A 24,446-nucleotide genomic window follows, 5' to 3' on the forward strand; every position below is an offset into this window, starting at 1 on the left:
GACCCTAATCGCCTCTCACTTTTCTACTTTCGCAGAAGAATCTTTTCCAACGCCCCTGCCATCACCTGTGCACTGTCGATCATGTCGTCCACGCCGATGTATTCGTCGGGCTTATGCGCCAACTCCAGTATTCCCGGTCCGTAGGCGATGCAGTTCTTCAGTTTGCCGATCCTGTCGATGTGTTTTTGATCATAGGTGCCGGGTGAGGCCACGAATTCCGCCGGTTTGCCAAGCACCTTTTCGATTTCGGATGCGACCGTCTGCACGATGGGGGCGTCGCGGTCGGTCATGCTTGGCAGCACCACGTTGATTTCGCGCATGTCATAGTCGAAACGGTCGCGGTTCGATTTTAACCCTTCCAGCAGTTCTCTGACTTCGCCGCGCACGTCATCCACGTTTTCCTCCGCCAGAAAGCGCCGATCTATCACAATCCGGCAACTATCGGGCACGCAGTGCGCAGGCAGGCCGGTGTAGTCGTCGTCCTGTTCGGGTTGCCCGCCGTGGATGGAGTTGATGTTCATCGTTGAAGATCGCGCGCCCTCTGGCACAACTGGCATGTCGGTTGTGCGGGCGGCCATGGCAGGATAAAGCTTGTCTTCGAACTCGGTCAGCACCGCCCCCATGTGCCGGACGGCGCAATCGCCCAGAAACGGCATGGATCCGTGGGCGATTTCACCAAAGGTTTCGATTTCCGCCCACCAGCCGCCGCGATGGCCAAGGCAGACGCGATCTTTGTTGAGCGGTTCTGGGATGATGACATGCTGGACGCGGGCGGGGTCAAAGTATCCTTTTTCGGCAAGGTAGGCGACGCCACCATAGCCCCCGGATTCTTCGTCCGCTGTGCCAGAGATTTCGATGGCACCAATGAAGTCCGGGTGCACTTCGAGAAAGGCCTCCGCTGCGATGATGGATGCCGCGAGCCCGCCTTTCATATCACAAGCGCCGCGTCCGTAGATTTTGCCGTCGCTTAGTTCACCGCCGAAGGGGTCCTTGGTCCAGCCATTGCCGACTTCGACCACGTCCGTATGGCTGTTGAAATGTACGCAATCGCCAGAACGCGCACCCTCGCGCCGCGCCACGATGTTCCAACGCGGGTATTTGTCGCTGTCACCGGGTGTGCCATACGCGCGGATCAGCTCTGTTTCAAAGCCCGCCTTGCGTAGGCGCGTGTCAAGATATTCGCAGACCTCGCGATAATTGTCCCCCGGAGGGTTCAGCGTGGGAATGCGGATCAGGTCTTGGGTCAGCGCGATCAGGTCATCGCGCCGTTCTGTGATGGCTTGTGTGAGATCATTCATAGCCTGACTATCATTTGGATTGCGGCCATTATCAATGTTCCACCCAAATGATGCTCTAAAAGCACCTTACACGACGGTGATCTCGGGACAGGTTCACAAAGGTGGCCCCTGTTTGTAAGACATGTTGCGGACCGGTTGATGGTTGTGGAGGGTCAAATGCCCACGTCTGAGACGAAAATTGTTGTGTTGATCCCGTGCTACAACGAGGAAACGCCGATTGCGCAGGTGGTCAGTGACTTCAAGCAGGCGCTGCCGGATGCCGATATCTATGTCTATGACAACAACTCAACCGATGACACGGTTGCCGTAGCCAAGGCCGCGGGCGCTATCGTGCGGTCTGAGCCGCAGCAAGGCAAAGGCAATGTGGTGCGGCGCATGTTTTCTGACATCGAGGCAGATGTGTATGTCATGGTGGATGGTGACAACACCTATGAGGCGAAAGCAGCGCCACAGTTGGTGGCCAAGCTGGTTGATGAAAACCTTGATATGGTCAGCGGGTGCCGTGTTACTGAAATTCAAGAGGCCTATCGCCCCGGTCACCGCTTTGGCAACTGGATGCTGACCGGTCTGGTATCCGCGATTTTCGGCAAACGGACCACGGATATGCTAACCGGGTACCGTGTCTTTTCGCGTCGGTTTGTAAAAAGCTTTCCGGCTCTGTCGCGCGGTTTTGAGATTGAAACTGAACTGACGGTGCATGCGCTTGAATTGCGGATGCCCATCGCCGACGTGGAAACGGCCTATCTTGATCGGCTTCCAGGTTCGGACAGTAAATTGAACACGATCCGGGATGGGTTTCGTATCTTGCGCATGATCATCCTGCTGGTGAAGGAAGAACGCCCTTTGCAAGTGTTTGGGCTGCTTGGTGGTTTGCTTTTCCTCATCTCTCTGGTCTTAGGTTATCCGGTCGTTGCCGAGTATGTGGAAACAGGGCTTGTACCTCGCTTTCCGACTGCCATTCTGGCCTCTGCTATAGCAGTGATTGCTGTTTTGGTGATCTTGGCCGGTCTGATCCTTGATACGGTAACCTTGGGCCGCCGCGAGATGAAACGATTGACCTATCTGTCGTTTCCCGCCCCCAAAAATCGTTAGACGCCCCTTTGCAATCCGAGCTTTTCACACAGATCATGCGTTTTGGCGTTGTCGGGGCCATCGGTTTTGTGGTCGATGGAGGGTTGCTTTGGTTCCTTATTTCATTGGATATCTCACCTTATATTGCGCGGGCGCTGTCATTTCCGGTCGCGGTGGTTGTGACATGGGCGCTTAATCGCAACTGGACATTTGTGGCCACAAGCCATGCGCATCCAAAGGGACAGTTTCAGTGCTATTTTGCGGTGCAGGTCGTTGGCGCGTTAAGCAATTATGGCGTCTATTCGCTGATCATTCTTGGTTTTGGCGTTGCGTCGGCCACAGTGTTCTGGGCATTTGTCGCAGGGTCGGCGCTTGGGGCGGTTCTGAATTTCTGCGGGGCGCGCTACGTTGCTTTTCGGGCGTGATATGATGATGTTGCGCACCAGACAAAACCCGTGTTGGACTGCCAAGACAGGTCATTGTTTTGCCCCGTTGATCTGGCAGGTGCCTCACAGCCATCATTTAGCAAGCGACATATCCCAATGAAGCAAACCAATTTGATTGAATTTGCCCGACAGAGGCCGCTTTTTCTGGTCCTGCTTGGGACCATCACCATTGCGCTGGTCAAGGCTTTCATCGACGGCAGCAAGTTGGAAAACAACTTTGTCACCATGGGCAATGACGACATCATGCGCCTGTTGACCGTGCGCGACTGGCTTGCCGGGCAAGGGTGGTATGATGTCCGGCAGTATCAGATGCTGCCGCCCGAGGGCCTGCCGTTGCATTGGTCGCGCTACATTGATGTGGGCATTGCTGCTTTCATCGTACCGCTGTCGTATGTCATGCCCATGGCAACCGCCGAGCAGGTCGCCGCTGCAATCTGGCCGACGCTGATTTTGCTTTTGACCATTCTTGCCATCGGATTTGGCACGCGGCGCGTCTTTGAGACGCTGCCATCCTGTTTTGCTGTGCTTTGCGTGGCCTTTTGGCCGCTGACCGCGGATTTGCACATGGCGGCTGGAAATCTTGATCATCATAACGTGCAGCTGTTGATGATGATCATTGTTGCCTTTGCGCTGATCTGGCCCAGCCGCCCCATCGCGGCAGGCGTCGCCGGCGGGGTAGCAGCAGCGTTCTCTCTTGCCATCGGATTGGAAGGCCTGCCCTTCATTGTGGGTGCCGGGCTCGCGTTTTTTATGCGCGCGCTTTTTGTCGCAACGCCAATGTCGCGTCAACTTCTGGTGGTGTTTTGTATCACCTTGGGCATCGCGTCAGCGTTGTTGATGATGGGTCAAACTGCGCCAAGCCTTTGGGCGCAGCCTGTCTGTGACCAGCTTGGCACGCCGACCCTGGCACTGATCGCAGTTGCGGGCACTGCGTGTATTGTGCCGATGGCCGCACACCGCTTTCTGCCATCAACCGCATGGCAATTAGGTGCCACGATTGGGCTGACGGTGATCGGTGTCGGGCTTGCCTGGCCGCTTTTATCAGGGTGTCTGGACGGGCCTTATGGTGATTTGCCGTTGGAGGTGCAGAACATCATTAGCGAACGCATTGTCGAGGCAAAGCCGGGTCTGGTGTATCTGCAAGCGCATACAGAATCCGCCTTCATCTTTGGCCTGCCCGTTGTGGTGGCCTTGCTGATGGGGTCAGGTCTTTGGCTGTCTGCACTGCGCTCGGGGCGTCCAATGGCCCACCGGGATCAAGCGGTTGGTCTTTTGCTGATCTTGGGTCTGGTTGGTTTTGCGATGATGTTTGTTCAAATGCGCACGGTGATCATGGCAGCCCCGGTCGTGCCGATCATTGGCGGGGTTGTCGTAGCGAAGTTCGTCAAAGGCTACCTGCAACGGCGCGATCTGGCGCAAGGATTGGCCGCAATTGCTATCGCAGTCATGATCTCTTCACCAGCGGTCGTGACCAGCCCATTCATTTCGTTGATGACGAAAGACCAGACCCATGTTGGCACGACCGCCGCGAATTGCCGAGATTACGCATCTCTCAAGGCGCTCAATGATGTCCCGCCGGCTGTTGTGCTGACCACTGTTAGCTTCGGCCCTGCTTTGATTTGGGCAACCCATCACAAGGGGCTTTCGGGCCCCTATCACCGCAGTGCCGCCGCGTTTTCGAATGGCATTGTGCCCTTCATGCTGGAGAGCGCCGAGATGGCGGAATATGTCCGCAACACAGGCGCAACCCATCTGTTGCTGTGCCGTGGCAATAGCTATGACAGCGATTTTGCCACCGACATGGCCAACGGTGGCAGCGCTGATTGGTTGCGCCCGGTTACAGTGAATGACGATGCTCAGTTGCTCTTTGAGGTTCTGCCGCGCTGATTTGGCGTTGCATTCCGCGCGGTGCTACCGCTTATCTGACGGGCAGTTGAAAAGTGGATCAGGGCGATGGCTTACCTTTTGGGTGTTGATACCGGTGGCACATACACCGACGCCGTCGTTTTGGACGAGGCGGCGGATATGGTTGTGGCATCTGCCAAGGCGCTGACGTCCCGCCCCGATCTGGCTGTTGGCGTCGGTGCGGCGATTGATGCCGCGATTGCCAAGGCAGGGGTTGATACCGCCGACATTGCGATGGTGTCGCTGTCGACGACGCTGGCGACCAATGCACTGGTCGAAGGTCAGGGTGGGCGGATTGCGCTGATTGCCATTGGGTTCGACGATGCCGATCTTGGCCGTGCGGGGCTGACAGAGGCGTTACGCGGCGATCCTGTTATCCGCCTTGCTGGCGGTCACAATCACGCAGGCAGCGAAGTCGCTGTTTTGGACTTGGATGTATTGCGCGACGCGCTTCTGCAATTGGACGCGGGGGTGACCGGCTTTGCCGTTGCCGCCAGTTTTGCCACACGCAACCCTGCGCATGAAGTCGCGGCCCGTGATCTGATCCGCGACATCACCGGCAAGCCGGTTAGTTGCTCGCATGATCTAAGCCAAGCGCTGGGCGGGCCAAAACGCGCCCTGACGGCGGTACTGAATGCCCGGCTGATTGGTATGCTTGATCGCTTGATCACCGCCTGTGAGGATCATCTGACTGCTATTGGTATCACCGCCCGCCTGATGGTCGTGCGCGGGGATGGCGCACTGGTTTCCGCCGATCTTGCGCGTGAAAAACCGATTGAGACGATCCTGAGCGGGCCTGCCGCATCCATCGCCGGTGCCAGTTGGCTGACGGGTGAAACCGACGCGCTTGTCAGTGATATTGGCGGGACAACGACGGACGTGTGCCTGTTGCGTGATGGCCGCCCCAAGATCGACCCGCAAGGTGCTCGCGTTGGCCCGTTCCGCACGATGGTTGAGGCGGTGGCGATGCGCACCACAGGTCTGGGCGGCGATAGCGAGGTGCATGTTGTCGATGGGCTGGATGGGGGGCTCCGGTTGGGGCCGCGCCGTTTGATGCCGGTGGCGCTTGCGGCCAATCTTTATCCTGACGTGGTGCATAGCGCTTTGGATCGGGCTTTGGCGCAGGACATTCCTGCTGCTGATGGTGGCCAATTTGCGATTCCCCTTTGGGACAAAACACCGCTTGGTTTGGACCAGCGCGAGCAGACGATTGTTGACCGTTTGACGGAAGGCCCTTTGCGTTTGAGCCATGCGGTGCAGTCGCGCATGGAAAGCCCGGCTTTGGGCCGTTTGGTAGCGCAGGGTTTGGTCATATTGGCGGGCATCACCCCGTCTGATGCAGCGCATGCGCTGGGCTTTGTGGACGCGTGGGATTCTGCCGCTGCCGAAAAGGCCCTGACCCTTTTTGCACGCCGCCGGACCGGTGCTGGTACGCGGTTAACCGACAGCGGGCAGGCGCTTGCACGGCAGATCGTTGATCAACTGACGGCACAAACCGCTGATTGCTTGTTGCAAGCCGGGTTTGCAGAGGATGATCTGGAATGGAGTGATCCCGCCGCCTTGGCGCAGCATCCGCTAAGCATGGCTGGCTTGGACAAGCATGATGGTGTGGTTCAGGTGCGCCTGTCGCTGGGTGTGCCGGTCGTTGGCCTTGGCGCCTCTGCGGCAACTTACTATGGGGCTGTCGGAGACCGCCTTGGGACGCGTATGGTCTTGCCGCAGCACGCGGGTGTGGCGAATGCGATTGGCGCAGTTGTGGGGCAGGTGCGGATGCAGGCCACCGGAACGGTGACCAGCGCAGGCGAAGGGGCATTTGCCGTGCACTTGCCGCAGGGCCCCAAGACTTTTGCCGATCGTGATGCCGCGTTGGACATGCTCGAAACCGCATTGCGGGTAGAGGCCGAAACCTTGGTGCGCGCCTCTGGTGTCGAGGACATCCGCTTTTCCGTGGTGCGGGATATCTCGGAGGCCGAGATTGAGAACCGCACGATGTTTGTTGAGGCCGTGATCCGCGTCGAAGCCAGTGGCAGGCCACGTATTGCGCTCTGATCTGATTACACAAGTCCTGCGCTTTGGCGTAGTGGGGACGATAGGTTTCGTGGTCGATGGCGGGCTGTTGTGGTTCTTTTTGTCGTTCGACATATCGCCTTATCTGGCACGGGCACTGTCGTTCCCGATGGCAGTGATGGTCACGTGGGCTTTGAATCGCAATTGGACTTTTCGTGCCTCAAGGCAGCGGAACAAAGGCCAGTTTCGCCGTTACGTTGGGGTGCAGGTCGCGGGTAACCTGACGAACTATGCGACGTACTCCTTGATTATCGGCCTGTTTGGCACCGCGAGCATGACCGTCTTTGCCGCCTTTGTTTCAGGGTCGTTTCTTGGGTCCTGTCTGAATTTTCTGGGTGCCCGCTTCTTTGCCTTCCGCTGATTGTGTCAAAGAGTGTTGTTGCACTCACATTGTCGTCAGGCTGATTGCGCCACTCGGTCGCATCGTCCACAAGGATCACAACTTTGGATAGGGTTTCATGCTTGACCGTCACGCACGCCAATTGATTGATCCACCGCTGAACCAAGTCGGTCGCGGGCTGGCTTCGCGTGGGTTCACGGCGGATGGGGTGACGCTGATTGGTCTGGGTTTGGGGCTGTTGGCGGCTCTTCTGATTGCATTGGGGCAATTCGGATGGGCGCTGGTCCCCTTGCTGGCCAGCCGTATTGCCGATGGACTTGATGGGGCCGTCGCCCGCGCGACACAAAAGACCGACTTTGGTGGTTACCTTGATATCGCTGTCGATTTTCTATTCTACGGCGCGATCCCGATGGCCTTTGTGATCTATAATCCGACTGCGAATGGTGCAGCGGGTGCTTTCCTTCTGACCTCCTTCTATTTCAACGGCACCAGCTTTTTGGGCTACGCGATCCTGGCCGAAAAACATGGCCATAAGACCGACGCGCAAGGCCAGAAATCCCTCTACTATTCCAACGGCATTCTGGAGGGGACCGAGACCATCGTGTTCTTTGTGATCCTGTGTCTGCTGCCCGTCTATTTCTCTCCGCTGGCATGGGTCTTTGGCGCCCTTTGCTTTGCGACCGCCACACTGCGGATTTATGCCGCCAAACAAATCTACAAGAACTGAAGGACCTCCCACATGAAACATCTTGCCGTATTGGCTGCATTGCTGGCCCCCGTGCCCGTGCTGGCCGACATTGATCCTGCCAACTGGGACGCCGTAACAGCCGAGGCTGAAGGCCAGACCGTGTTCTGGAACGCATGGGGCGGCTCGACGACAACCAATGACTTCATCGCATGGGTCGGTGACCGCGTGATGGAAGATTACGGCGTGACGCTGGAGCATGTGAAGCTGACCGATACCGCCGACGCTGTGACCCGTGTTTTGTCTGAAAAGCAGGCCGGTGAAGATGACGATGGCGCCATCGACATGATCTGGATTAACGGCGCGAACTTTGCTGCGATGAAAGAGGCTGATCTGCTCTTTGGTCCTTATGCCGAGCAACTGCCGAACTGGGCTATTGTAGATAGCGAAGGCAAATCTGTGCAGACCGACTTTACCGTGCCAACCGAAGGGTTCGAAAGTCCTTGGGCGATGGCACAGGTGGTCTTTGTGCATGACACCGCTGATATGCCTGACCGCCTTGGGTCCATGCAGGCCTTGCTTGAGTGGTCGGCTGCAAACCCCGGTCGTTTCAGCTATCCCCAGCCGCCAGATTTTCTGGGTACGACGTTCCTGAAACAGGTTTTGGTCGATATTCTGCCTGATGCGTCCGTGCTGGCTGCGCCCGCAACGGATGAAACCTATGACGAGGTGACAGCCCCGCTTTGGGCCTATCTTGATGAATTGACCCCGAACCTCTGGCGTGAAGGCAAGGCTTATCCTGCCACCGGCACCGCAATGTTCCCGCTGATCGCCGATGGTGAGCTTGATCTGTCGATCTCGTTCAGCCCGGGTGCTGCCTCAACTGCGATCGCCAATAACGAACTGCCGCCAACCGTGCGGACGTTTGTTTTGGACAAAGGCACCATTGGCAACGCGTCTTTTGTTGCGATCCCTTACAATTCAGGCTCCAAGGCGGGCGCCATGGTTGTCGCGAATTTCCTGATGTCGGCGGAAGCACAAGCCCGCGCGCAGGACCCAGCGATTTTGGGCTATGGCACTGTGCTGAACATGGATGCGTTGTCTGAAGATGATCGTGCGTTGTTTGATGCGCTGGACCTCGGTGTCGCAACACTCAGCCCTGCTGAGTTGGGAACCGTTCAGGCCGAACCACACCCAAGCTGGATGGTACGGATCGCGGATGACTGGATGACCCGTTACGGTGTTGCGCAGTAAGAGTGCTGTTCTTGGTGAAACGCGGTCCCGGATCAAAACCGGGACCGTGTGGCAAATGAACCGCCGTCGTTTTCTTCCTATTTTGCCCGCGCTGACGCTGTTGGCGATGCTGGGTCCGGTGATTGCCGGGCTTTGGGGCACGGTCATGCCCGCTTTTGGGCATTTGCCCGCGGCGGGGCTGACCGGTCCATCGCTGGACCCGTTTCGTGATCTGTTTGACTGGGCGGGCCTGCCGCGGGCGATGCTATTGTCGATTTCGACTGGGTTGCTGGCGACATCCATTTCGCTGGCGATTGTCATGCTGGTCACAGCAGGGTGGTCCGGTACGCGGCCTTTCCGCGCGTTGGAGCGGCTGTTGTCTCCGCTCCTCTCAGTCCCCCACGCCGCTGCCGCCTTTGGCCTTGCGTTTTTGATTGCCCCCTCGGGCTGGTTGTCGCGGTTGATGTCACCGGGTGTCACTGGCTGGGATCGCCCCCCGGACCTGTTAATCGTTCAGGATACATGGGGTCTGACAATGACCGCCGGGTTGATCGTGAAGGAAGTGCCGTTCCTTTTGCTGATCACGCTGGCGGCCCTTGGGCAGGCGGATGCCCAACGCAGCGTGACCATTTCGCAGGCGCTGGGCTATGGCCGTTTGACAGGGTGGCTCAAGACGGTGTTCCCCCGTGTCTATGCCCAGATCAGACCGCCTATTTACGTCGTCCTCGCTTATTCGATGTCTGTTGTGGATGTCGCTGTGATCCTTGGCCCGAACACGCCACCGTCGCTCTCCGTACAGATCGTCAAGTGGATGTCCGACCCCGACCTTGCGATGCGGCTTGAAGGGGCGGCGGGTGCTTTGCTGCAACTGGCTCTCGTGATTGGTGCGCTGGTGTTCTGGCGCATTGGTGAATACGTCATTGGGCGGTTAGGTCAGCGTTGGATTGCCTCAGGTGCGCGGGGTAGGTTGGACCCTGTTGTCGCGCAGCTCGCCCTGTTTGCAGGGGCCGCATCTGCCCTGGCTGTGCTGCTTGGCATGGTGGTGCTGGCGATCTGGTCGTTTGCCGGGTTCTGGGGGTTTCCCGACGCCTTTCCTGACACGTTCACCCTGCGCAATTGGATGCGCTTTGGTCCCGGTACGTTAGAGGCCTTGGGCGAGACGGCGTTGATTGCGATCACCGTGGCACTTGCCGCGTTGATCCTGACGATTGGGTGTCTGGAAGCCGAGTATCGCTTTGGCCTGTCTTTCAGTCAGCGGGCCGTTTGGCTGCTCTACCTACCACTCTTGATCCCGCAGACCGCTTTCCTGCCCGGATTGCAGACCTTGATGCTGAACCTTGGTGCCGATGTGGGGCGGTTGCCGGTGATGGCGGCGCATCTGGTTTTCGTCTTGCCGTATGTGTTCCTGTCGCTCGCCGATCCGTTTCGCGCGTGGGACACGCGGATGGGCACTATCGCGGCAGCCCTGCGCGCCAGCCCAAATGGCGTGCTGTGGCGGGTACGCCTGCCGATGCTGCTGCGCCCGATCCTGACCGCCTTGGCTGTTGGGTTGGCGGTGTCGGTGGGGCAGTATCTGGCGACCTTGCTGATTGGCGGGGGCCGGGTTGCGACACTGACGACCGAAGCCGTGGCGTTGGCGTCAGGTGGTGATCGTCGGGCGATTGCGGTTTATGGATTGATGCAGACCGGGGCCGCGCTGGTCCCCTTTGCGCTGGCGCTATTGCTGCCTGCGCTGGTCTGGCGCAACAGAAAAGGATTGCAGCATGGATAAGGGTCTATCCCTGCGGGATGTGTCGATTTCAAAAGGCGGCACACCGTTGTTGTCGGTCACACATGACATCGGACCGGGCGAGGTTTTGACGGTGATGGGCCCATCAGGCGTCGGCAAATCGACGTTGCTGGCGTTTATCACGGGCACGCTCGCACCTGATTTCCGCGCAACGGGCGAAGTTTGGCTGGACGGGCATAACATCACCCGCGCCGTGCCACATCAGCGGCGTGTGGGGATCCTGTTTCAGGACGATCTGCTGTTTCCGCATCTGTCGGTCGGAGCCAATCTGGCCTTTGGTTTGCAGCCCGGTGGGAGTGCGACGGAACGCAAAGCCAAGATTGATGAGGCCCTGAACGAAGTCGGGCTGAGTGGTTTTGCAGATCGCGACCCCGCGACCCTGTCAGGCGGGCAAAAAGCGCGCGTCGCGTTGATGCGGATGCTACTTTCAGAACCCTGTGGCTTGTTGCTGGATGAGCCGTTTTCCCGGCTGGATGCCGCGCTACGGGCGCAGGTGCGGGATATGGTGTTTGATCGGGCCAAAGCGCGGGCGTTGCCGGTGCTGATGGTCACGCATGATGCCGATGATGCACAAGCGGCGGATGGCGTTATCATTACCCTTGGGCAACCCGCATAAGAGAGGTCCGTGGTGTCGCTGTTAGGATTTTGTTAAACATTCGATTCTACGCTGCGAAACGCCCGGAAAACGTCATATTATGGTGGAACCGTGCCAGCCAGCGGAGTCACTTTTGGAAAAGTTCGTTAGAGTAACGGCGCCACTCAATGCGTTGGATTTCACGTTCAAGTTATTCGTTCTCGTAGGGATCAGCGGCCTGCTGAACCACGCGCGCGACATGATCCAAAATGGGATCTTCGGGGGCGGTGCCTTTCTTGGTAATCTCATGGACGCGTCTTTTACGGCCTTCCCGATGTGTGCTTTCGCGTTGATGCTGATTGGGCATCTGAATTTTTTGCAAAAACGCCTTTATCTGCAAGCCACGCAAGATGCGCTGACCGGGCTGCATAACCGGCGTTGGTTCATGGAAAAAACGTCTGAAAGGATGGGTCAAGAGCAGGCGGTTTTCATCGTTGATGTGGACCACTTCAAGGACATCAATGACACGTTTGGCCATGATGTCGGTGATAGATGCCTGCAACAGATCGCAGCGCATCTGCGGTCCAAAATCCGCAAGATAGACTATTGTGCCCGTATCGGTGGGGAAGAATTCGCCATGGTTGTGCATGATGCCAACGACGATCGCATTCGCGATATCGCAAAACAAATCAGCGAGGGTTTCTGGTTTGATATCGGGGATGGTCAGACACGGCATGTTACGACGTCGGTCGGGGTGGTTCTGGGGCTTGACGGGCAGTCACGCCAAGAGGCGCTGCGGCGTGCCGATCAGGCGGTTTATCGTGCCAAGGCGCAAGGCAGAGCCGGGTATGTGATCGCGCCATGGGCTACGCAGGTTAGTAACCCTGAGACTACCGTTGCGATGGCTTAGTCTGATGGTCGGTGGAAGTTGGATGTTTGCTAGCATTGCATCCGTTGTCGACTGCTGATGAGATAGACGTTGTCACTGCTCGTTTCCCCTGTTTTGGATTGGATATGCGCCATCGTCTTTATCACTTCAGTGAAGACCCCAACATTGACCGGTTTGTCCCAAGGCCGGTGCAGACTGAGGTTGTCAGACCAAAGCGAATGAATTGGCTGAACGGTCCGCTCGTGTGGGCGATTGATGCGGCGTATGCGCCGTTGTACCTCTTTCCGCGTGATTGCCCGCGCATTGTGATGTCCAAGCTGGTGACATCGTCCGAAACTGACATAAGCCGGTATTGGATTGACCCCACCAAGCCATTTGTCGCCTTCGTCGAAGACAGGTGGGTCGATCGCATCAAAGCGACGACATTGTATCGTTACACATTTGAGAGCGATGGCTTTGTTTGTCTTGAAGATGTTGGAATGCACGTCATTGACAAGAAGGTCCAACCTGTCGAGATGACCGCGTTACCTGATCTTCTTGGGGAACTTCAAGCAGCTGAAGTGGAGCTTCAGATACGACATGACCTGTCAGGTCTGGCTGACGCTTGGGATAGTTCTTTGCAAGTCAGTGGTATCAGACTGCGAAACGCCCAAAACTGGAAAAGAGAGTAGTTCTGGCTTCGTCCTTAGAGCGAAGACGGGTACAACCAGCGCCTCTGAGCAAAAATCACCCAGTCCACCCCCGCCGCCTTGGTACCCGCACGGCCAGCATTGGTTTGATCAGTGGTGACCGAAAGCGGTTCAGATCAAGCGCTTCGTGCACACCTGTGACGACCTCCCCATCAATCTGGGTTTGCACGGCTGACCGCGAATAGAACGGCGCGTCCAGCATCGACAGCACCTGTTTCGGCATCACGCCCGGATCGGCCCGCGTTTCGCGCATCACCTGCCAGAGTGAGCGTTTGAAACGGGTGCGAGGTGGCGCATTGACGATCTTGGCGTTGCCATCGTTGTCGAAAGCAATCGCCGTATCGAGTGTTGATCCATCCCGCCGCACTGCGTCGTAGATGCAAGTCGCCCCGGCTTTGGTGGGGTAGCGTCCCCATGTCCAGAAACTGAAATCTTCTTCCAGTGACCGTGTCCCAAAGTTGCTGTCAAAGTAGCCGTGGCCGGACCATTGCCAGCCCTTTGCTTCCAGATCGACTCTGATGTCGGAGGATGGCGCGAAGGGCCGCCAGATATGCGCGCCGTCGGGAGTGAGCGGCAGTTCGACGTTTGTCATCGCGTGCGGTGTGATTGTGATTTGGCCGCGCACTCGGCTGATTAAAGGCGGTCCGCTGATTTCATTGATGTTGATGATTAGCTCGCTGCCGTTCCAATGCATTGATGAGGGGCCGACTTGGAATGTGTCAGGCGTTGTGTGCAATGCGTCCCGTCCCCGGTCCGTCATCGTGAACCGCCCGCCGGGTCCGTAGGTTGCCACGTTGATACAGCAGTGGTTGGCGGGATCCTTGCGTCCGGACCACGCATACCACGGTGAGAAAACCGATCCGATAAATCCTATGACAGAGACCGCTTTCGTCCCGCAGTCGCTGATCCCGTCAACGTACCACCATGCGTAGCCGTTTGGCGGGACGTCGAGATGGAAGCAAGGTCCGTCATGATCGCCGCGGCCGCGTGCGCTGCGGAGAGCGTCGCCATCGGCACCCCCGCCCCCGGGTGCGCCCCGCCCCCGCAGAGGTACAGCCCCGGTATTTTCGTCCGTGCCGTCGGACGTTTGAAGGCCGCCATCAGCCCGTGCGGGCTCCGCCCGTAAAGGGAACCGAGGCTCGCGGGAAACATCTGGTCGAACCCCTGCGGTGTTGTCAGCGTCTGCGGTCCCGGTGTGGGGCTGAATTGCAGGCCGAAGTCCCGGAACCGGTTGAATACTTGTGTCTGACATAGGGGCTTTTCCTTCTCAGGGTCGCGTAGGACAGGCGGGCCGTTCATGATGACTTCGAACCGTTGCAGGGCGCCCGCGTCGGTATGTCCGTGGTCTTGGGCGCAAAGATACAAGGTCGCGTCTTTTGGCATTTCGCCTTTGGCGAGTGATGCGAATTCTGCCTTGGGATCGTGCCCGAAGAACACCGTGTGATGGGCGAGGTTCAGGCCAGTGGGTTCTGCTGCAAATGCGTGCACAAAGGCTGACAAGCTGCGCGGCTCTGTGTGCTGCCGTCGTACTGCTGTTTTCGCCCCTTCGCCAAGCAGGCCGGTTGCCAAGGCGCGCGGATCACCGTTGAACAGTACCATATCCGCAGGGAAATGCCCGGCATCGGTTTGTACACCGCTGATCTGCCCATTTTGCCGGGTGATGCGGGTGGCTGCTGTCTTGTAGTGGAAAGTAGCGCCACGTGTTTCGGCCAGTTTAGCGATGGTCTGCGCCAGCCGGTGCATACCGCCCGCGACGGACCAGACCCCCTGCGCCTCGGCCTGCCAAATGAGCGACAGGATTGCTGGTGAGGCGTAGGGTGATCCGCCCACGTATGTCGCATAGCGTCCGAAAAGCTGCGCCAGTCTTGGATCGCTGAATGATTGGCGCAGCAAACCGGCCAGTGTTTTATGTGGTGCCATATCGGGGATCAGCCTTGGCTGACGCAGTACGGTTTTGGTCACGGCCATCTGATCTGGTTCTGCCGTGCGCATCATTGGCGCATCGAAGGCTTCAAACAAGCGCTTTGCACGGGCAGAGAAGGCTTCGAATTCATGGCCTGCTTTGGTTCCGAAGGTTGCAATAACATTGGCGAGGCTTTGGATGGGGTCTGCCTTGAGGTCCAGCATCGCCCCATCATCCCAATAGTGCCGCGCCAGTGTCGTTAGAGGGTGCAGTGTCAGGTGATCGCAGAGCGTCTCACCCACATCCGCAAAGAGCGCCTCAAACACCGGGCGCATCGTCAGGACCGTCGGACCAGCATCAACCGGCCCCGCGTCCGACGCTACCGTGCGCATTTTGCCGCCCGGTGCGCTGTGTAGGTCCAGCACGGTCACGTCGCAGCCTTGGTGGCTTAGCCGCAAGGCCGCAGCCAACCCGCCGATCCCGGCACCAATAATGACAGTTTTGGGCGCTTGTTTGACCATATCGGTTTGTGACTCGTTTGTAGTGTTTGATTTACATTGACATATGTAAACTAAAATAGACACTATAGACTGTAAAGGAGACGCGCATGAGAATCTCAGAGCGTATTGATGCGAGCATGGCGCGGGCCATTGCATCCGGTCAGGGCGGCGTGGCCCCGGCTAAGCTGGCGGCAGCGTTGCAATATGCTGTCACCCCCGGTGGTGCGCGCATTCGCCCGACGATCCTTACGTCCGTTGCAATGGCTTGTGGCGATGATCGGCCAGAGCTGACGAATGCTGCGGCGGCCGCCCTTGAGGTGATCCATTGTGCGAGCCTTGTGCACGACGACCTGCCTTGCTTTGATGATGCCGATATGCGGCGCGGCAAACCGGCGCTGCACCGTGCGTATTCCGAACCTTTGGCTGTTCTTGCGGGCGATAGCCTGATCATCATGGGTTTCCAGATTTTGGCGCGCGCTGCAGGTGATGCGCCGGACAGGGCGCTGAAATTGATTGATATTCTGGGCACCCGCACCGGCATGCCGTTTGGCATTTGCGCGGGGCAAGGTTGGGAAAGCGAAGATCAGATTGATCTCTCAGCCTACCATCAGGCCAAGACCGGCGCGCTGTTTATTGCCGCCACCCAGATGGGTGCTGTGGCCGCTGGCCAAGAAGCTGAACCTTGGGAAGAACTGGGCGCGCGTATTGGTGAGGCGTTCCAAGTTGCCGATGATCTGCGCGATGCGCTGTGTGATGAAGCGACTTTGGGCAAACCTGCTGGTCAGGATGACTTGCATGGGCGTCCGAATGCCGTGGCCGCATATGGTGTACAAGGTGCGATCCAACGCTTTGATGACATTCTGGGCGGTGCGATTTCGTCGATCCCTGCTTGCCCGGGTGAGGCCGCCCTGGCCCAGATGGTCCGTGCCTATGCCGATAAACTGGTGCCTGCCGGTGCACGCAGCAGGCCCACTGTTCCCGGCGAATAATGAACGATCAAGCGCTTCCTCTTGGTCAGCCCGCGCCATCGCGCGGCGCTGTCAAACGGTCTGGACGTCTGACACGCCTTGTCGCGTCGCGCGGGTTTCAGAAATGGGCCGCGCGCTTTCCCCTGACCCGCCGGTTTGTCCGCTCAGAGGGCGAGGCGATGTTCGATCTGGTCGCGGGCTTTTGTCATAGCCAGATCTTGCAGGCTTTTGTCCGGCTCAAGCTGCCGCAGATACTGCTTGATCAGGAAATGACCGCTGAAGCCTTGGCGGCTGAAGTGGATGTGCCACAAGACCGCATGCCTGTTCTGCTGGCTGGTGCCACGTCGATTGGTTTGGTGAAGCGCCGCAAGTCAGGGCGATATGCCCTGACGACCCGCGGGGCAGCCTTGGCCGGTGTGCCGGGGTTGGCGGGCATGATTGACCACCATGATGTGCTCTACCTTGATCTGGCCGACCCAGTCGCGTTCTTCAAAGGCGAGGTCGAGACAGAACTGGCGGACTTCTGGCCTTACGTCTTTGGTGCCAGTGGTGCGACCGATCCCAGAACAACGGCGACCTATTCGCAACTGATGGCAGATAGTCAGGTGCTGGTCGCCGACGACACGCTTACCGTTGCGTCCCTTTCCGGGTGCGCGCGCATCCTGGATGTCGGCGGCGGCACCGGCGCGTTTTTGGCAGCGGTGGGTGCGGCGCATCCTGATCTACAGATGACGCTGTTTGATTTACCCGCCGTGGCACCCGCTGCGGCAGAACGGTTCGAAAGCGCTGGCCTGTCTGAACGCACCGAGATCATCACCGGATCATTCCGGGATGACCCGCTGCCGCGTGGTTCGGACGTGATCAGCCTTGTGCGGGTGCTTTACGACCATGCCGACGACACAGTGATCGCGCTTTTGCGGTCAGCATTTGATGCCTTGCCAGCGGGCGGCCGCATTGTGGTGTCCGAGCCTATGACAGGTGGGGATACGCCGCAGCGCGCAGGTGATGCGTATTTCGCGCTTTATTGCATGGCGATGCGGACTGGACGCGCGCGGTCGCAGGCCCAGATCGCCGCACTATTGGCGCAAGCGGGCTTTGCGCAAATTCAGACACCCAAAGCGCCCCGTCCCTTTATTACATCTGTTGTGACGGGTGTAAGGGAAAGTTGACACTTTAACTGTCTAAATAAATTGACACTACGACATGTAAGGCTAAACTAAGGCAAGACAGAGTGTAGCGATCTGATGCTATTTGGATTGCGTCGCAGAGGAGAAAACGTTGCAAACAAAGGCCGTTATCCTATCAGCGCCCGGCAAACTGGCGCTTGATCAGGTGGGAATCGTTCCCCCTGTGGCTGATGATATTGTCGTAGCGATCAAGCATTCGGGCATTTCCACCGGTACAGAGAAGTTGTTTTGGACAGGTGAGATGCCGCCGTTCCCCGGAATGGGCTATCCCCTGATCCCCGGGTACGAGGCCGCTGGCGAAGTGATCGAGGCGGGTGCCGACAGCGGATACCGGGTGGGCGAACATGTCTTTGTGCCCGGTGCCAGTTGCTACGAAGGTGCCTTTGGTTTGTTTGGTGCGGCGGCGCAAACGTTGGTGACCAAGGCGTCACGCGTGACCCGTATCGACCGTGGCCTTGGTGCTGCTGGTGCATTGCTTGCTTTGGCTGCGACGGCCCGTCATGCGATGGCTGGTCCCGGCAAAGCCGTTCCTGATCTGATTATCGGCCACGGCGTTCTTGGCCGTCTGTTGGCGCGTTTGACCATTGCATCTGGTGCGCCTGCGCCGACCGTGTGGGAAGTTGACCCCATTCGAATGGATGGTGCTGATGGCTACGAAGTGACAACGCCTGAACTGGATGAGCGCCGCGATTACAAATCTGTCTATGACGCCTCTGGCCGTGGTGATTTGTTGAACGATTGGATTGGTCGCATCGCCAAGGGCGGTGAGATCGTGCTGGCTGGTTTCTATACAGCCCCGCTGCAATTCGCCTTTCCGCCAGCCTTTATGAAAGAGGCCCGTTTCCGCATCAGCGCCGAATGGGCGCCAGATGACATGACCGCGACCAAAGCTTTGGTCGAAGCGGGCGTGTTGGAACTGGCCGATCTGATTACTCACCAACAACCTGCCGAACTCGCCAGCGGCGCATATGAGACCGCGTTTACCGATCCTGCGTGTCTGAAAATGATCTTGAATTGGGGAACTGCATGAAAGACTCTGTTGATGGTAAGCCTGCCGGTGGGCAGGACATTCCAAACCTGAAGGATTTCGACCAGCGCCTGCGCGATGAGGCCAATGAAGAGCCTAATCTGGAAGTGCCTCAGGGTGAACCGACCTCAAAAACGCAGATCATTGCGATCTATGGCAAGGGCGGCATTGGTAAATCATTCACGCTTGCAAACCTCAGCCACATGATGGCCGAGATGGGCAAGCGCGTGTTGCTGATTGGCTGCGATCCCAAGTCCGACACAACAAGCCTGCTGTTTGGCGGCAAGGCCTGCCCGACGATTATTGAGACATCTGCGAAGAAGAAGCTTTCGGGTGAAGAAGTTGCCATCGGCGACGTCTGCTTCAAGCGTGGTGGTGTCTTTGCAATGGAACTTGGCGGGCCAGAAGTGGGCCGTGGCTGTGGTGGCCGTGGGATTATCCACGGGTTCGAATTGCTTGAAAAACTAGGGTTCCACGATTGGGACTTTGACTACGTCCTGCTCGATTTTCTGGGCGACGTGGTCTGCGGTGGCTTCGGCCTGCCGATCGCGCGCGATATGGCGCAGAAAGTTATATTGGTGGGATCGAATGACCTGCAGTCCTTATATGTTGCTAACAATGTCTGCTCTGCAGTCGAATACTTCCGTAAACTTGGAGGTAATGTTGGGGTGGCCGGGCTTGTTATCAACAAGGACGATGGGACCGGAGAAGCCCAAGCTTTCGCCAAGGCAGTTAACATTCCAGTCCTTGCTGCAATCCCACAAGACGACGACCTGAGAAAGAAATCCGCAAACTATCAGATCGTTGGCACAAATGAGAGCCAATGGGGCCCGATGTTCGTTGGTCTGGCTGAGGCTGTGGGCATTGCCCCACCTGTCCGCCCGACACCTTTGGACCAAGACGGTTTGCTGGGTCTGTTTGATGCCAAGGATACCGGTGGCGATTACCAATTGGTCCCTGCCACTGATGTCGACATGCGCGGCAAGAACGCTGCCCCCAAGGAAAGCTTGGAGGTGATCTATGATGACGCCTGATCCACAACAAAAAGTACAAGCAGAGGTGCGCCAGATGCTGGCCCGTGCGACGCGTGAGCAAACCGTTCGCCTGCTTCAAGATGTTCTGAACGCAACTCCTGCTCCAAAGGAGCCTGTGAAGTATGACGCATGATAGCGACACCCAAGGCTATGAAGTTGGCTATGATGACGCTGGGCAAGTCCAGATCATCGAGGGTGTTGCGCGTGAAGAAACCTCTGATCTGCTGGATGCTGGCACGCAGGCCACTGCCCTGGAGGGTGGTTGCACAGCCAGTGCCGGATCAATGGAAGCCGCAGCCCGCGCCGCTGGCAAATCCGAGATTTTAGATCAATACGCCAAGGACTATCCGCAAGGCCCCCACGATCAACCGCAGAGCATGTGCCCTGCGTTCGGGTCTTTGCGTGTAGGCCTTCGGATGAAGCGTGTGGCCACGGTTCTGTCCGGTTCGGCCTGTTGTGTGTATGGCCTGACGTTTGTGTCGCATTTCTATGGCGCCCGCCGGTCTGTTGGTTATGTGCCGTTCAATTCTGAGACATTGGTGACGGGTAAGCTGTTCGAGGACATTCGCGAGAGTGTCCATGATATGGCGGATCCTGACCGCTATGACGCGATTGTCGTGACCAATCTTTGCGTGCCCACCGCATCCGGCGTACCGCTGCGGTTGTTGCCGAAAGAGATTAATGGCGTGCGCATTGTCGGCATCGACGTGCCTGGGTTCGGTATCCCAACCCATGCAGAAGCCAAGGATGTCCTGGCCGGTGCGATGCTGAATTATGCCCGCGAAGAAGTGAAAGCGGGACCTGTTGCGCGCCCCGTCGGCGGCAAACATGACCGTCCGACTGTCGCACTGCTGGGCGAGATGTTCCCGGCTGATCCTATGATGATTGGCGCGATGCTGGCCCCGATGGGCCTTGCTGCTGGTCCGGTTGTGCCCACCCGCGAATGGCGCGAGCTTTATGCCGCGTTGGATTGCGGTGTCGCCGCAGCGATCCACCCGTTTTATACCGCAGCGATCCGTGAATTTCAGGCGGCTGGCCGCAAGATTGTGGGCTCTGCCCCCGTGGGTCACGATGGTACGGCTGCTTGGTTGGCCGCGATCGGTGATGCGTACAATGTGAAACCTGATCAGATTGCAGCGGCGCAAAACGCGTTCCTGCCTGCGATCAAAGGTGCTTTGGCTGGCGCGCAGATCAACGGCACTGTGACCTTGTCCGGCTATGAAGGTTCAGAGCTTTTGGTCGCGCGTTTGCTGATCGAAAGCGGCGCTGATGTCCCTTATGTCGGCACTGCTTGTCCGAAGACCGAATGGTCGCGTCCAGACGCCGAATGGCTTGAGGCGAAAGGTGTGAAAATCGTTTACCGCGCCTCGCTAGAGGATGATCTGGCCGCTGTCGATGCGATCAAGCCTGACCTCGCGATTGGCACGACACCTGTCGTTCAGCATGCCAAAGAGGCAGGTATTCCGTCGCTTTACTTTACCAATCTGATCTCAGCCCGGCCACTCATGGGTCCAGCGGGTGCTGGCTCGCTGGCCCAAGTCGTGAATGCGGCGATTGCGGGTAAGGAAAAGATGGACACGATGCGCGCGTTCTTTGAGGGCGTGGGTTCTGGTGATACTGCTGGTGTCTGGGAGGGTGCGCCGAACTTGCGCCCAGACTTCCGTGCCGCCCATCAGAAAAAGCTTGATAAAATGGCGCGCGCCGCCAAAGCGCAGGAGATGATTTGATGCTTGTCACTGATCATGATCGCGCGGGCGGATATTGGGGGGCAGTTTATGCCTTCTGCGCAGTCAAAGGTTTGCAAGTCGTCATTGATGGCCCGGTTGGCTGCGAAAACCTGCCTGTGACTTCTGTTCTGCATTACACCGACGGGTTGCCGCCGCATGAATTGCCTATCGTGGTGACCGGGTTGGCCGAAACCGAGATGGGTGAGGGCACTGAGGAGGCGATGAAGCGGGCTTGGGAAACGCTTGATCCTGCTTTGCCTGCTGTCGTGGTGACCGGGTCCATTGCCGAGATGATTGGCGGCGGTGTGACCCCGCAAGGCACCAATATTCAGCGTTTCCTGCCCCGCACCATTGATGAGGATCAGTGGGAATGTGCAGACCGGGCGATGACGTGGATTTTCACGGAATTTGGCATGACCAAAGGCCGGATGCCGCCCGAGAAGAAGCGTGAAGAAGATGCAAAGCCACGGGTGAATATCCTCGGGCCGATGTATGGGGCGTTTAACATGCCCTCTGATCTGGCTGAGATACGGCGCCTGGTCGAAGGCATTGGCGCCGAGATCAACATGGTGATGCCGCTGGGCGCCCATGTCGCTGAGATGCGCAATCTGGTGAATGCCGATGTGAACGTCACGATGTATCGTGAGTTTGGACGGGGACTTTGTGAGGTTCTTGGTAAGCCATACTTACAAGCGCCTTTTGGCATTGATTCCACAACCAAATTCCTGCGCAAGCTGGGTGAATTGACGGGCCTCGACCCTGAACCGTTCATCGAGCAAGAGAAGCATTCGACCATCAAACCCGTTTGGGATTTGTGGCGGTCGGTCACGCAGGATTTCTTTGCCACGGCTGAGTTCGCGATTGTGGCGAACGAGACTTATGCGCGTGGTGTCCGGCATTTCCTTGAGGGTGATCTGGGCTTCCCATGCGCCTTTGCCGTGGCCCGCACACGCGGGAAGAAAACGAATAACGAAGAAGTGCGCGCGATGCTGCATAGCAAGCGTCCTTTGATCGTGATGGGGTCCATCAACGAAAAGATGTATCTGGCTGAAATGAAAGCCGGGCACGGACCAAGCCCGGTATTCATCCCCGCCAGCTTCCCCGGTGCCGCGATCCGGCGGGCCACAGGCACGCCGTTTATGGGCTACGCCGGTGCGACCTATCTGCTGCAAGAGGTCTGTAATGGCCTGTTTGACGCGCTGTTCCACATTCTGCCTTTGGGCACGGACATGGACGCGACCGATGCCACTCTGACACCGCTGCGCCGCGATTTCCCTTGGGACGCGGATGCGCAAGCCAAACTGGACGAGATCGTGGCGACACACCCGATCCTGACACGAATTTCTGCCGCTAAAACGCTGCGTGATGCAGCCGAGCGCGCAGCCCTCGACGCCGGCAATGACCGGGTTGTTTTAGAGACCGTCGAAACACTGCAACCATCCTCGGGAGGACGCAAATGACTGACTTTACAACAGATGCACCGGTACTTCGGACCCGGACTGCACCCCCGAAACGCGAGTATTATGCCTATTTCGGGCTGATCTTTCTGGCCACGCTACCGCTGTGCCTTCTGACATGGGTCTTGTCTGCTGCACGCCGGATGGAGCTACCCGCAAAGGGCCCAATCGCGAAGGCCTGGACACAGGCCCGCATTATTACGCCGCAGATCTTCAGCGCGTGATCGCAGCGAAAACAGTTTTGCCCGGAAACGGGCATCCGACGTTCATCATTCCCCCCCGGGATGATGGATTGGGGCAGAGGAAGAGCTTCTGTCGTAACCCGGCCGCGGGGGGTGCGCGGCGTCAGTACTTTATTTTGGAGACAAAACATGGCTGACAAATCTGACCTATCTTTCACAGGTCTCACTGACGAGCAGGCCCAGGAGCTGCACGCAGTTTACATGAGCGGTTTCACGATCTTCACGATCGTTGCAGTCGTTGCTCACGTACTGACGTACATCAAGCTTCCTTGGTTCAGCTGGTAGGAGAATTAGCACATGGCACAGTTCTACAAGATCTGGCTGGTATTCGACCCGCGCCGCGTTTTCGTGGCTCAGGGCGTATTCCTGTTTTTGCTTGCAGCGATGATTCACCTCGTTCTGTTGAGCAATGAAAGCACAAACTGGTTCCAGCTCGCCTTTGGCGGAATGTAACCAGCTTTGCTGAAATAATCACGCTGCGGGCGGGCAATCTGATCCGCCCGTAGCAAACACCGACACTGACAATAACAGGGCGCGCCCAATGGGGACGCAGGGCCTGTTAAAGAATGGAGATAGAAGATGGCACAGCTCAGCTTCGAGAGAAAATACCGGGTCCGTGGCGGGACATTGGTAGGCGGAGATCTGTTCGACTTTTGGGTGGGGCCGTTTTATGTGGGCTTCTTCGGGGTCACGACGTTCTTTTTCGCCGTCCTTGGGACGATTTTGATTTTTTACGGGGCCAGCCAAGGCCCCACATGGAACCCGTGGTTGATTTCCATCGACCCCCCACCGCTTGATTACGGATTGGGTGCCGCGCCATTGATGGAAGGCGGCCTTTGGCAGATCATCACGATCTGCGCGATTGGTGCTTTCGTTAGTTGGATGATGCGCGAGGTCGAGATTTGCCGCAAACTTGGCATTGGCTATCACGTACCCTTTGCGTTTGGCGTCGCGATTTTCGCTTACGTCACGCTTGTGGTGATCCGTCCGGTGCTGCTGGGGGCCTGGGGGCACGGTTTCCCATATGGCATCTTCAGCCACCTCGATTGGGTCAACAACGTGGGCTATGCTTATGGCAACTTCCACTACAACCCCGCACATATGATCGCGATCACGTTCTTCTTCACCACCTGTCTGGCACTTGCGCTGCACGGATCACTGGTGTTGTCGGCTGTGAACCCGCCTAAAGGCCAAGAGATCAAATCACCTGATCACGAAGACACGTACTTCCGTGATCTGATCGGCTATTCGATCGGGCCATTGGGGATTCACCGTCTGGGCCTGTTCCTGGCGCTGAACGCTGGTTTCTGGTCTGCGATCTGTATCGTGATTTCAGGCACCGTCTGGTTCGAAGAGTGGATCGTCTGGTGGGATTGGTACTTTGAACTGCCCTGGTGGGTTGATCTGTAGGAGGA

Annotated in this window: 25 protein-coding genes; 22 read left to right on the plus strand and 3 right to left on the minus strand. The window is 57.7% G+C overall.

The genetic code is table 11. The features are described from left to right. Positions 1–23 precede the first annotated feature (23 nt). Complete coding sequence (locus MWU60_RS09045; protein WP_247226949.1) at positions 24–1,298, minus strand: acetylornithine deacetylase/succinyl-diaminopimelate desuccinylase family protein; 1,275 nt, start codon at positions 1,296–1,298, stop codon at positions 24–26. Positions 1,299–1,454: 156 nt separating this feature from the next. Between MWU60_RS09045 and MWU60_RS09050 the strand changes: the two genes are divergently transcribed. From MWU60_RS09050 to MWU60_RS09100, 11 genes are all read left to right on the plus strand, one after another. Further along, a complete protein-coding gene (locus MWU60_RS09050; RefSeq protein ID WP_247226950.1) occupies positions 1,455–2,390 on the plus strand; it encodes a glycosyltransferase family 2 protein in 936 nt (311 codons plus the stop codon). Positions 2,391–2,425: 35 nt separating this feature from the next. Beyond that, positions 2,426–2,794: a GtrA family protein gene (locus MWU60_RS09055; protein WP_247226951.1), complete on the plus strand. Its 369-nt coding sequence runs from the start codon at positions 2,426–2,428 to the stop codon at positions 2,792–2,794. A gap of 117 nt (positions 2,795–2,911) precedes the next feature. Further along, positions 2,912–4,702, plus strand: coding sequence for a hypothetical protein (locus MWU60_RS09060; RefSeq protein ID WP_247226952.1), 1,791 nt, complete (start codon positions 2,912–2,914; stop codon positions 4,700–4,702). Between the two features lie 66 nt (positions 4,703–4,768). Beyond that, positions 4,769–6,769 (plus strand): hydantoinase/oxoprolinase family protein, encoded by a 2,001-nt coding sequence (locus MWU60_RS09065; RefSeq protein WP_247226953.1) that lies wholly within the window; start codon positions 4,769–4,771, stop codon positions 6,767–6,769. Next, positions 6,744–7,148: a GtrA family protein gene (locus tag MWU60_RS09070; protein ID WP_247226954.1), complete on the plus strand. Its 405-nt coding sequence runs from the start codon at positions 6,744–6,746 to the stop codon at positions 7,146–7,148. The genes MWU60_RS09065 and MWU60_RS09070 overlap by 26 nt, the downstream gene beginning before the upstream one ends. 97 nt (positions 7,149–7,245) lie before the next feature. Beyond that, on the plus strand, positions 7,246–7,854 hold the full coding sequence (locus MWU60_RS09075) for a CDP-alcohol phosphatidyltransferase family protein (protein WP_247226955.1): 609 nt from the start codon (positions 7,246–7,248) through the stop codon (positions 7,852–7,854). A 12-nt stretch (positions 7,855–7,866) separates the two neighbouring features. Next, positions 7,867–9,066, plus strand: coding sequence for an ABC transporter substrate-binding protein (locus MWU60_RS09080; protein WP_247226956.1), 1,200 nt, complete (start codon positions 7,867–7,869; stop codon positions 9,064–9,066). 55 nt (positions 9,067–9,121) lie between these two features. Continuing rightward, entirely contained in the window at positions 9,122–10,816 is a 1,695-nt protein-coding gene (locus tag MWU60_RS09085) for an ABC transporter permease subunit (protein WP_247226957.1), read from the plus strand. After that, positions 10,809–11,450: an ATP-binding cassette domain-containing protein gene (locus MWU60_RS09090; protein WP_247226958.1), complete on the plus strand. Its 642-nt coding sequence runs from the start codon at positions 10,809–10,811 to the stop codon at positions 11,448–11,450. The genes MWU60_RS09085 and MWU60_RS09090 overlap by 8 nt, the downstream gene beginning before the upstream one ends. Positions 11,451–11,562: 112 nt before the next feature. After that, complete coding sequence (locus MWU60_RS09095; RefSeq protein WP_247226959.1) at positions 11,563–12,318, plus strand: GGDEF domain-containing protein; 756 nt, start codon at positions 11,563–11,565, stop codon at positions 12,316–12,318. Positions 12,319–12,329: 11 nt separating this feature from the next. After that, positions 12,330–12,968: a DUF6886 family protein gene (locus tag MWU60_RS09100; RefSeq protein WP_247226960.1), complete on the plus strand. Its 639-nt coding sequence runs from the start codon at positions 12,330–12,332 to the stop codon at positions 12,966–12,968. Positions 12,969–13,023: 55 nt separating this feature from the next. Here MWU60_RS09100 and crtC read toward each other — a convergent pair whose 3' ends face one another. Both crtC and crtD read right to left on the minus strand, forming a co-directional pair. Continuing rightward, positions 13,024–13,893: a carotenoid 1,2-hydratase gene (crtC, locus tag MWU60_RS09105; protein WP_247227480.1), complete on the minus strand. Its 870-nt coding sequence runs from the start codon at positions 13,891–13,893 to the stop codon at positions 13,024–13,026. Further along, a complete protein-coding gene (gene crtD / locus MWU60_RS09110; RefSeq protein ID WP_247226961.1) occupies positions 13,857–15,410 on the minus strand; it encodes a 1-hydroxycarotenoid 3,4-desaturase CrtD in 1,554 nt (517 codons plus the stop codon). The genes crtC and crtD overlap by 37 nt, the downstream gene beginning before the upstream one ends. An 86-nt stretch (positions 15,411–15,496) precedes the next feature. Between crtD and MWU60_RS09115 the strand changes: the two genes are divergently transcribed. The 11 genes from MWU60_RS09115 (at position 15,497) to pufL (ending at position 24,441) form a co-directional block, all read left to right on the plus strand. Continuing rightward, a complete protein-coding gene (locus tag MWU60_RS09115) occupies positions 15,497–16,378 on the plus strand; it encodes a polyprenyl synthetase family protein (RefSeq protein ID WP_247226962.1) in 882 nt (293 codons plus the stop codon). Next, a complete protein-coding gene (locus tag MWU60_RS09120) occupies positions 16,378–17,526 on the plus strand; it encodes a methyltransferase (RefSeq protein ID WP_247226963.1) in 1,149 nt (382 codons plus the stop codon). Before MWU60_RS09115 ends, MWU60_RS09120 begins: the two co-directional genes overlap by 1 nt. A gap of 109 nt (positions 17,527–17,635) precedes the next feature. Further along, positions 17,636–18,574, plus strand: a complete 939-nt coding sequence (gene bchC, locus MWU60_RS09125) for a chlorophyll synthesis pathway protein BchC (protein WP_247226964.1) — start codon at positions 17,636–17,638, stop codon at positions 18,572–18,574. Then, positions 18,571–19,605 carry a chlorophyllide a reductase iron protein subunit X gene (locus tag MWU60_RS09130; protein WP_247226965.1) on the plus strand — a complete coding sequence of 345 codons (1,035 nt, stop codon included), beginning with the start codon at positions 18,571–18,573 and terminating at the stop codon, positions 19,603–19,605. The genes bchC and MWU60_RS09130 overlap by 4 nt, the downstream gene beginning before the upstream one ends. Then, positions 19,595–19,738, plus strand: a complete 144-nt coding sequence (locus MWU60_RS09135) for a hypothetical protein (protein ID WP_247226966.1) — start codon at positions 19,595–19,597, stop codon at positions 19,736–19,738. The genes MWU60_RS09130 and MWU60_RS09135 overlap by 11 nt, the downstream gene beginning before the upstream one ends. After that, complete coding sequence (gene bchY / locus MWU60_RS09140) at positions 19,728–21,332, plus strand: chlorophyllide a reductase subunit Y (protein WP_247226967.1); 1,605 nt, start codon at positions 19,728–19,730, stop codon at positions 21,330–21,332. The genes MWU60_RS09135 and bchY overlap by 11 nt, the downstream gene beginning before the upstream one ends. After that, complete coding sequence (bchZ, locus tag MWU60_RS09145) at positions 21,332–22,792, plus strand: chlorophyllide a reductase subunit Z (RefSeq protein WP_247226968.1); 1,461 nt, start codon at positions 21,332–21,334, stop codon at positions 22,790–22,792. Before bchY ends, bchZ begins: the two co-directional genes overlap by 1 nt. Then, positions 22,789–23,013, plus strand: a complete 225-nt coding sequence (gene pufQ / locus MWU60_RS09150) for a cytochrome PufQ (protein WP_247226969.1) — start codon at positions 22,789–22,791, stop codon at positions 23,011–23,013. The genes bchZ and pufQ overlap by 4 nt, the downstream gene beginning before the upstream one ends. 147 nt (positions 23,014–23,160) lie before the next feature. After that, positions 23,161–23,316, plus strand: a complete 156-nt coding sequence (pufB, locus tag MWU60_RS09155) for a light-harvesting antenna LH1, beta subunit (RefSeq protein WP_008231906.1) — start codon at positions 23,161–23,163, stop codon at positions 23,314–23,316. 12 nt (positions 23,317–23,328) lie between these two features. Continuing rightward, positions 23,329–23,484: a light-harvesting antenna LH1, alpha subunit gene (gene pufA / locus MWU60_RS09160; protein WP_019954421.1), complete on the plus strand. Its 156-nt coding sequence runs from the start codon at positions 23,329–23,331 to the stop codon at positions 23,482–23,484. Positions 23,485–23,610: 126 nt separating this feature from the next. Next, complete coding sequence (pufL, locus tag MWU60_RS09165; RefSeq protein ID WP_247226970.1) at positions 23,611–24,441, plus strand: photosynthetic reaction center subunit L; 831 nt, start codon at positions 23,611–23,613, stop codon at positions 24,439–24,441. Positions 24,442–24,446 lie beyond the last annotated feature (5 nt).

Source organism: Yoonia sp. F2084L (genome assembly GCF_023015625.1).
GTDB lineage: Bacteria > Pseudomonadota > Alphaproteobacteria > Rhodobacterales > Rhodobacteraceae > Yoonia.

What these genes read in the sequence shown, in the direction of transcription:
- MWU60_RS09045 (WP_247226949.1), bottom strand. Translation starts at nt 1,298, where the DNA reads ATGAATGATCTCACACAAGCCATCACAGAACGGCGCGATGACCTGATC.
- MWU60_RS09050 (WP_247226950.1), top strand. Translation starts at nt 1,455, where the DNA reads ATGCCCACGTCTGAGACGAAAATTGTTGTGTTGATCCCGTGCTACAAC.
- MWU60_RS09055 (WP_247226951.1), top strand. Translation starts at nt 2,426, where the DNA reads ATGCGTTTTGGCGTTGTCGGGGCCATCGGTTTTGTGGTCGATGGAGGG.
- MWU60_RS09060 (WP_247226952.1), top strand. Translation starts at nt 2,912, where the DNA reads ATGAAGCAAACCAATTTGATTGAATTTGCCCGACAGAGGCCGCTTTTT.
- MWU60_RS09065 (WP_247226953.1), top strand. Translation starts at nt 4,769, where the DNA reads ATGGCTTACCTTTTGGGTGTTGATACCGGTGGCACATACACCGACGCC.
- MWU60_RS09075 (WP_247226955.1), top strand. Translation starts at nt 7,246, where the DNA reads ATGCTTGACCGTCACGCACGCCAATTGATTGATCCACCGCTGAACCAA.
- MWU60_RS09080 (WP_247226956.1), top strand. Translation starts at nt 7,867, where the DNA reads ATGAAACATCTTGCCGTATTGGCTGCATTGCTGGCCCCCGTGCCCGTG.
- MWU60_RS09085 (WP_247226957.1), top strand. Translation starts at nt 9,122, where the DNA reads ATGAACCGCCGTCGTTTTCTTCCTATTTTGCCCGCGCTGACGCTGTTG.
- MWU60_RS09090 (WP_247226958.1), top strand. Translation starts at nt 10,809, where the DNA reads ATGGATAAGGGTCTATCCCTGCGGGATGTGTCGATTTCAAAAGGCGGC.
- crtD (WP_247226961.1), bottom strand. Translation starts at nt 15,410, where the DNA reads ATGGTCAAACAAGCGCCCAAAACTGTCATTATTGGTGCCGGGATCGGC.
- MWU60_RS09115 (WP_247226962.1), top strand. Translation starts at nt 15,497, where the DNA reads ATGAGAATCTCAGAGCGTATTGATGCGAGCATGGCGCGGGCCATTGCA.
- MWU60_RS09120 (WP_247226963.1), top strand. Translation starts at nt 16,378, where the DNA reads ATGAACGATCAAGCGCTTCCTCTTGGTCAGCCCGCGCCATCGCGCGGC.
- MWU60_RS09130 (WP_247226965.1), top strand. Translation starts at nt 18,571, where the DNA reads ATGAAAGACTCTGTTGATGGTAAGCCTGCCGGTGGGCAGGACATTCCA.
- MWU60_RS09135 (WP_247226966.1), top strand. Translation starts at nt 19,595, where the DNA reads ATGACGCCTGATCCACAACAAAAAGTACAAGCAGAGGTGCGCCAGATG.
- bchY (WP_247226967.1), top strand. Translation starts at nt 19,728, where the DNA reads ATGACGCATGATAGCGACACCCAAGGCTATGAAGTTGGCTATGATGAC.
- bchZ (WP_247226968.1), top strand. Translation starts at nt 21,332, where the DNA reads ATGCTTGTCACTGATCATGATCGCGCGGGCGGATATTGGGGGGCAGTT.
- pufQ (WP_247226969.1), top strand. Translation starts at nt 22,789, where the DNA reads ATGACTGACTTTACAACAGATGCACCGGTACTTCGGACCCGGACTGCA.
- pufB (WP_008231906.1), top strand. Translation starts at nt 23,161, where the DNA reads ATGGCTGACAAATCTGACCTATCTTTCACAGGTCTCACTGACGAGCAG.
- pufA (WP_019954421.1), top strand. Translation starts at nt 23,329, where the DNA reads ATGGCACAGTTCTACAAGATCTGGCTGGTATTCGACCCGCGCCGCGTT.
- pufL (WP_247226970.1), top strand. Translation starts at nt 23,611, where the DNA reads ATGGCACAGCTCAGCTTCGAGAGAAAATACCGGGTCCGTGGCGGGACA.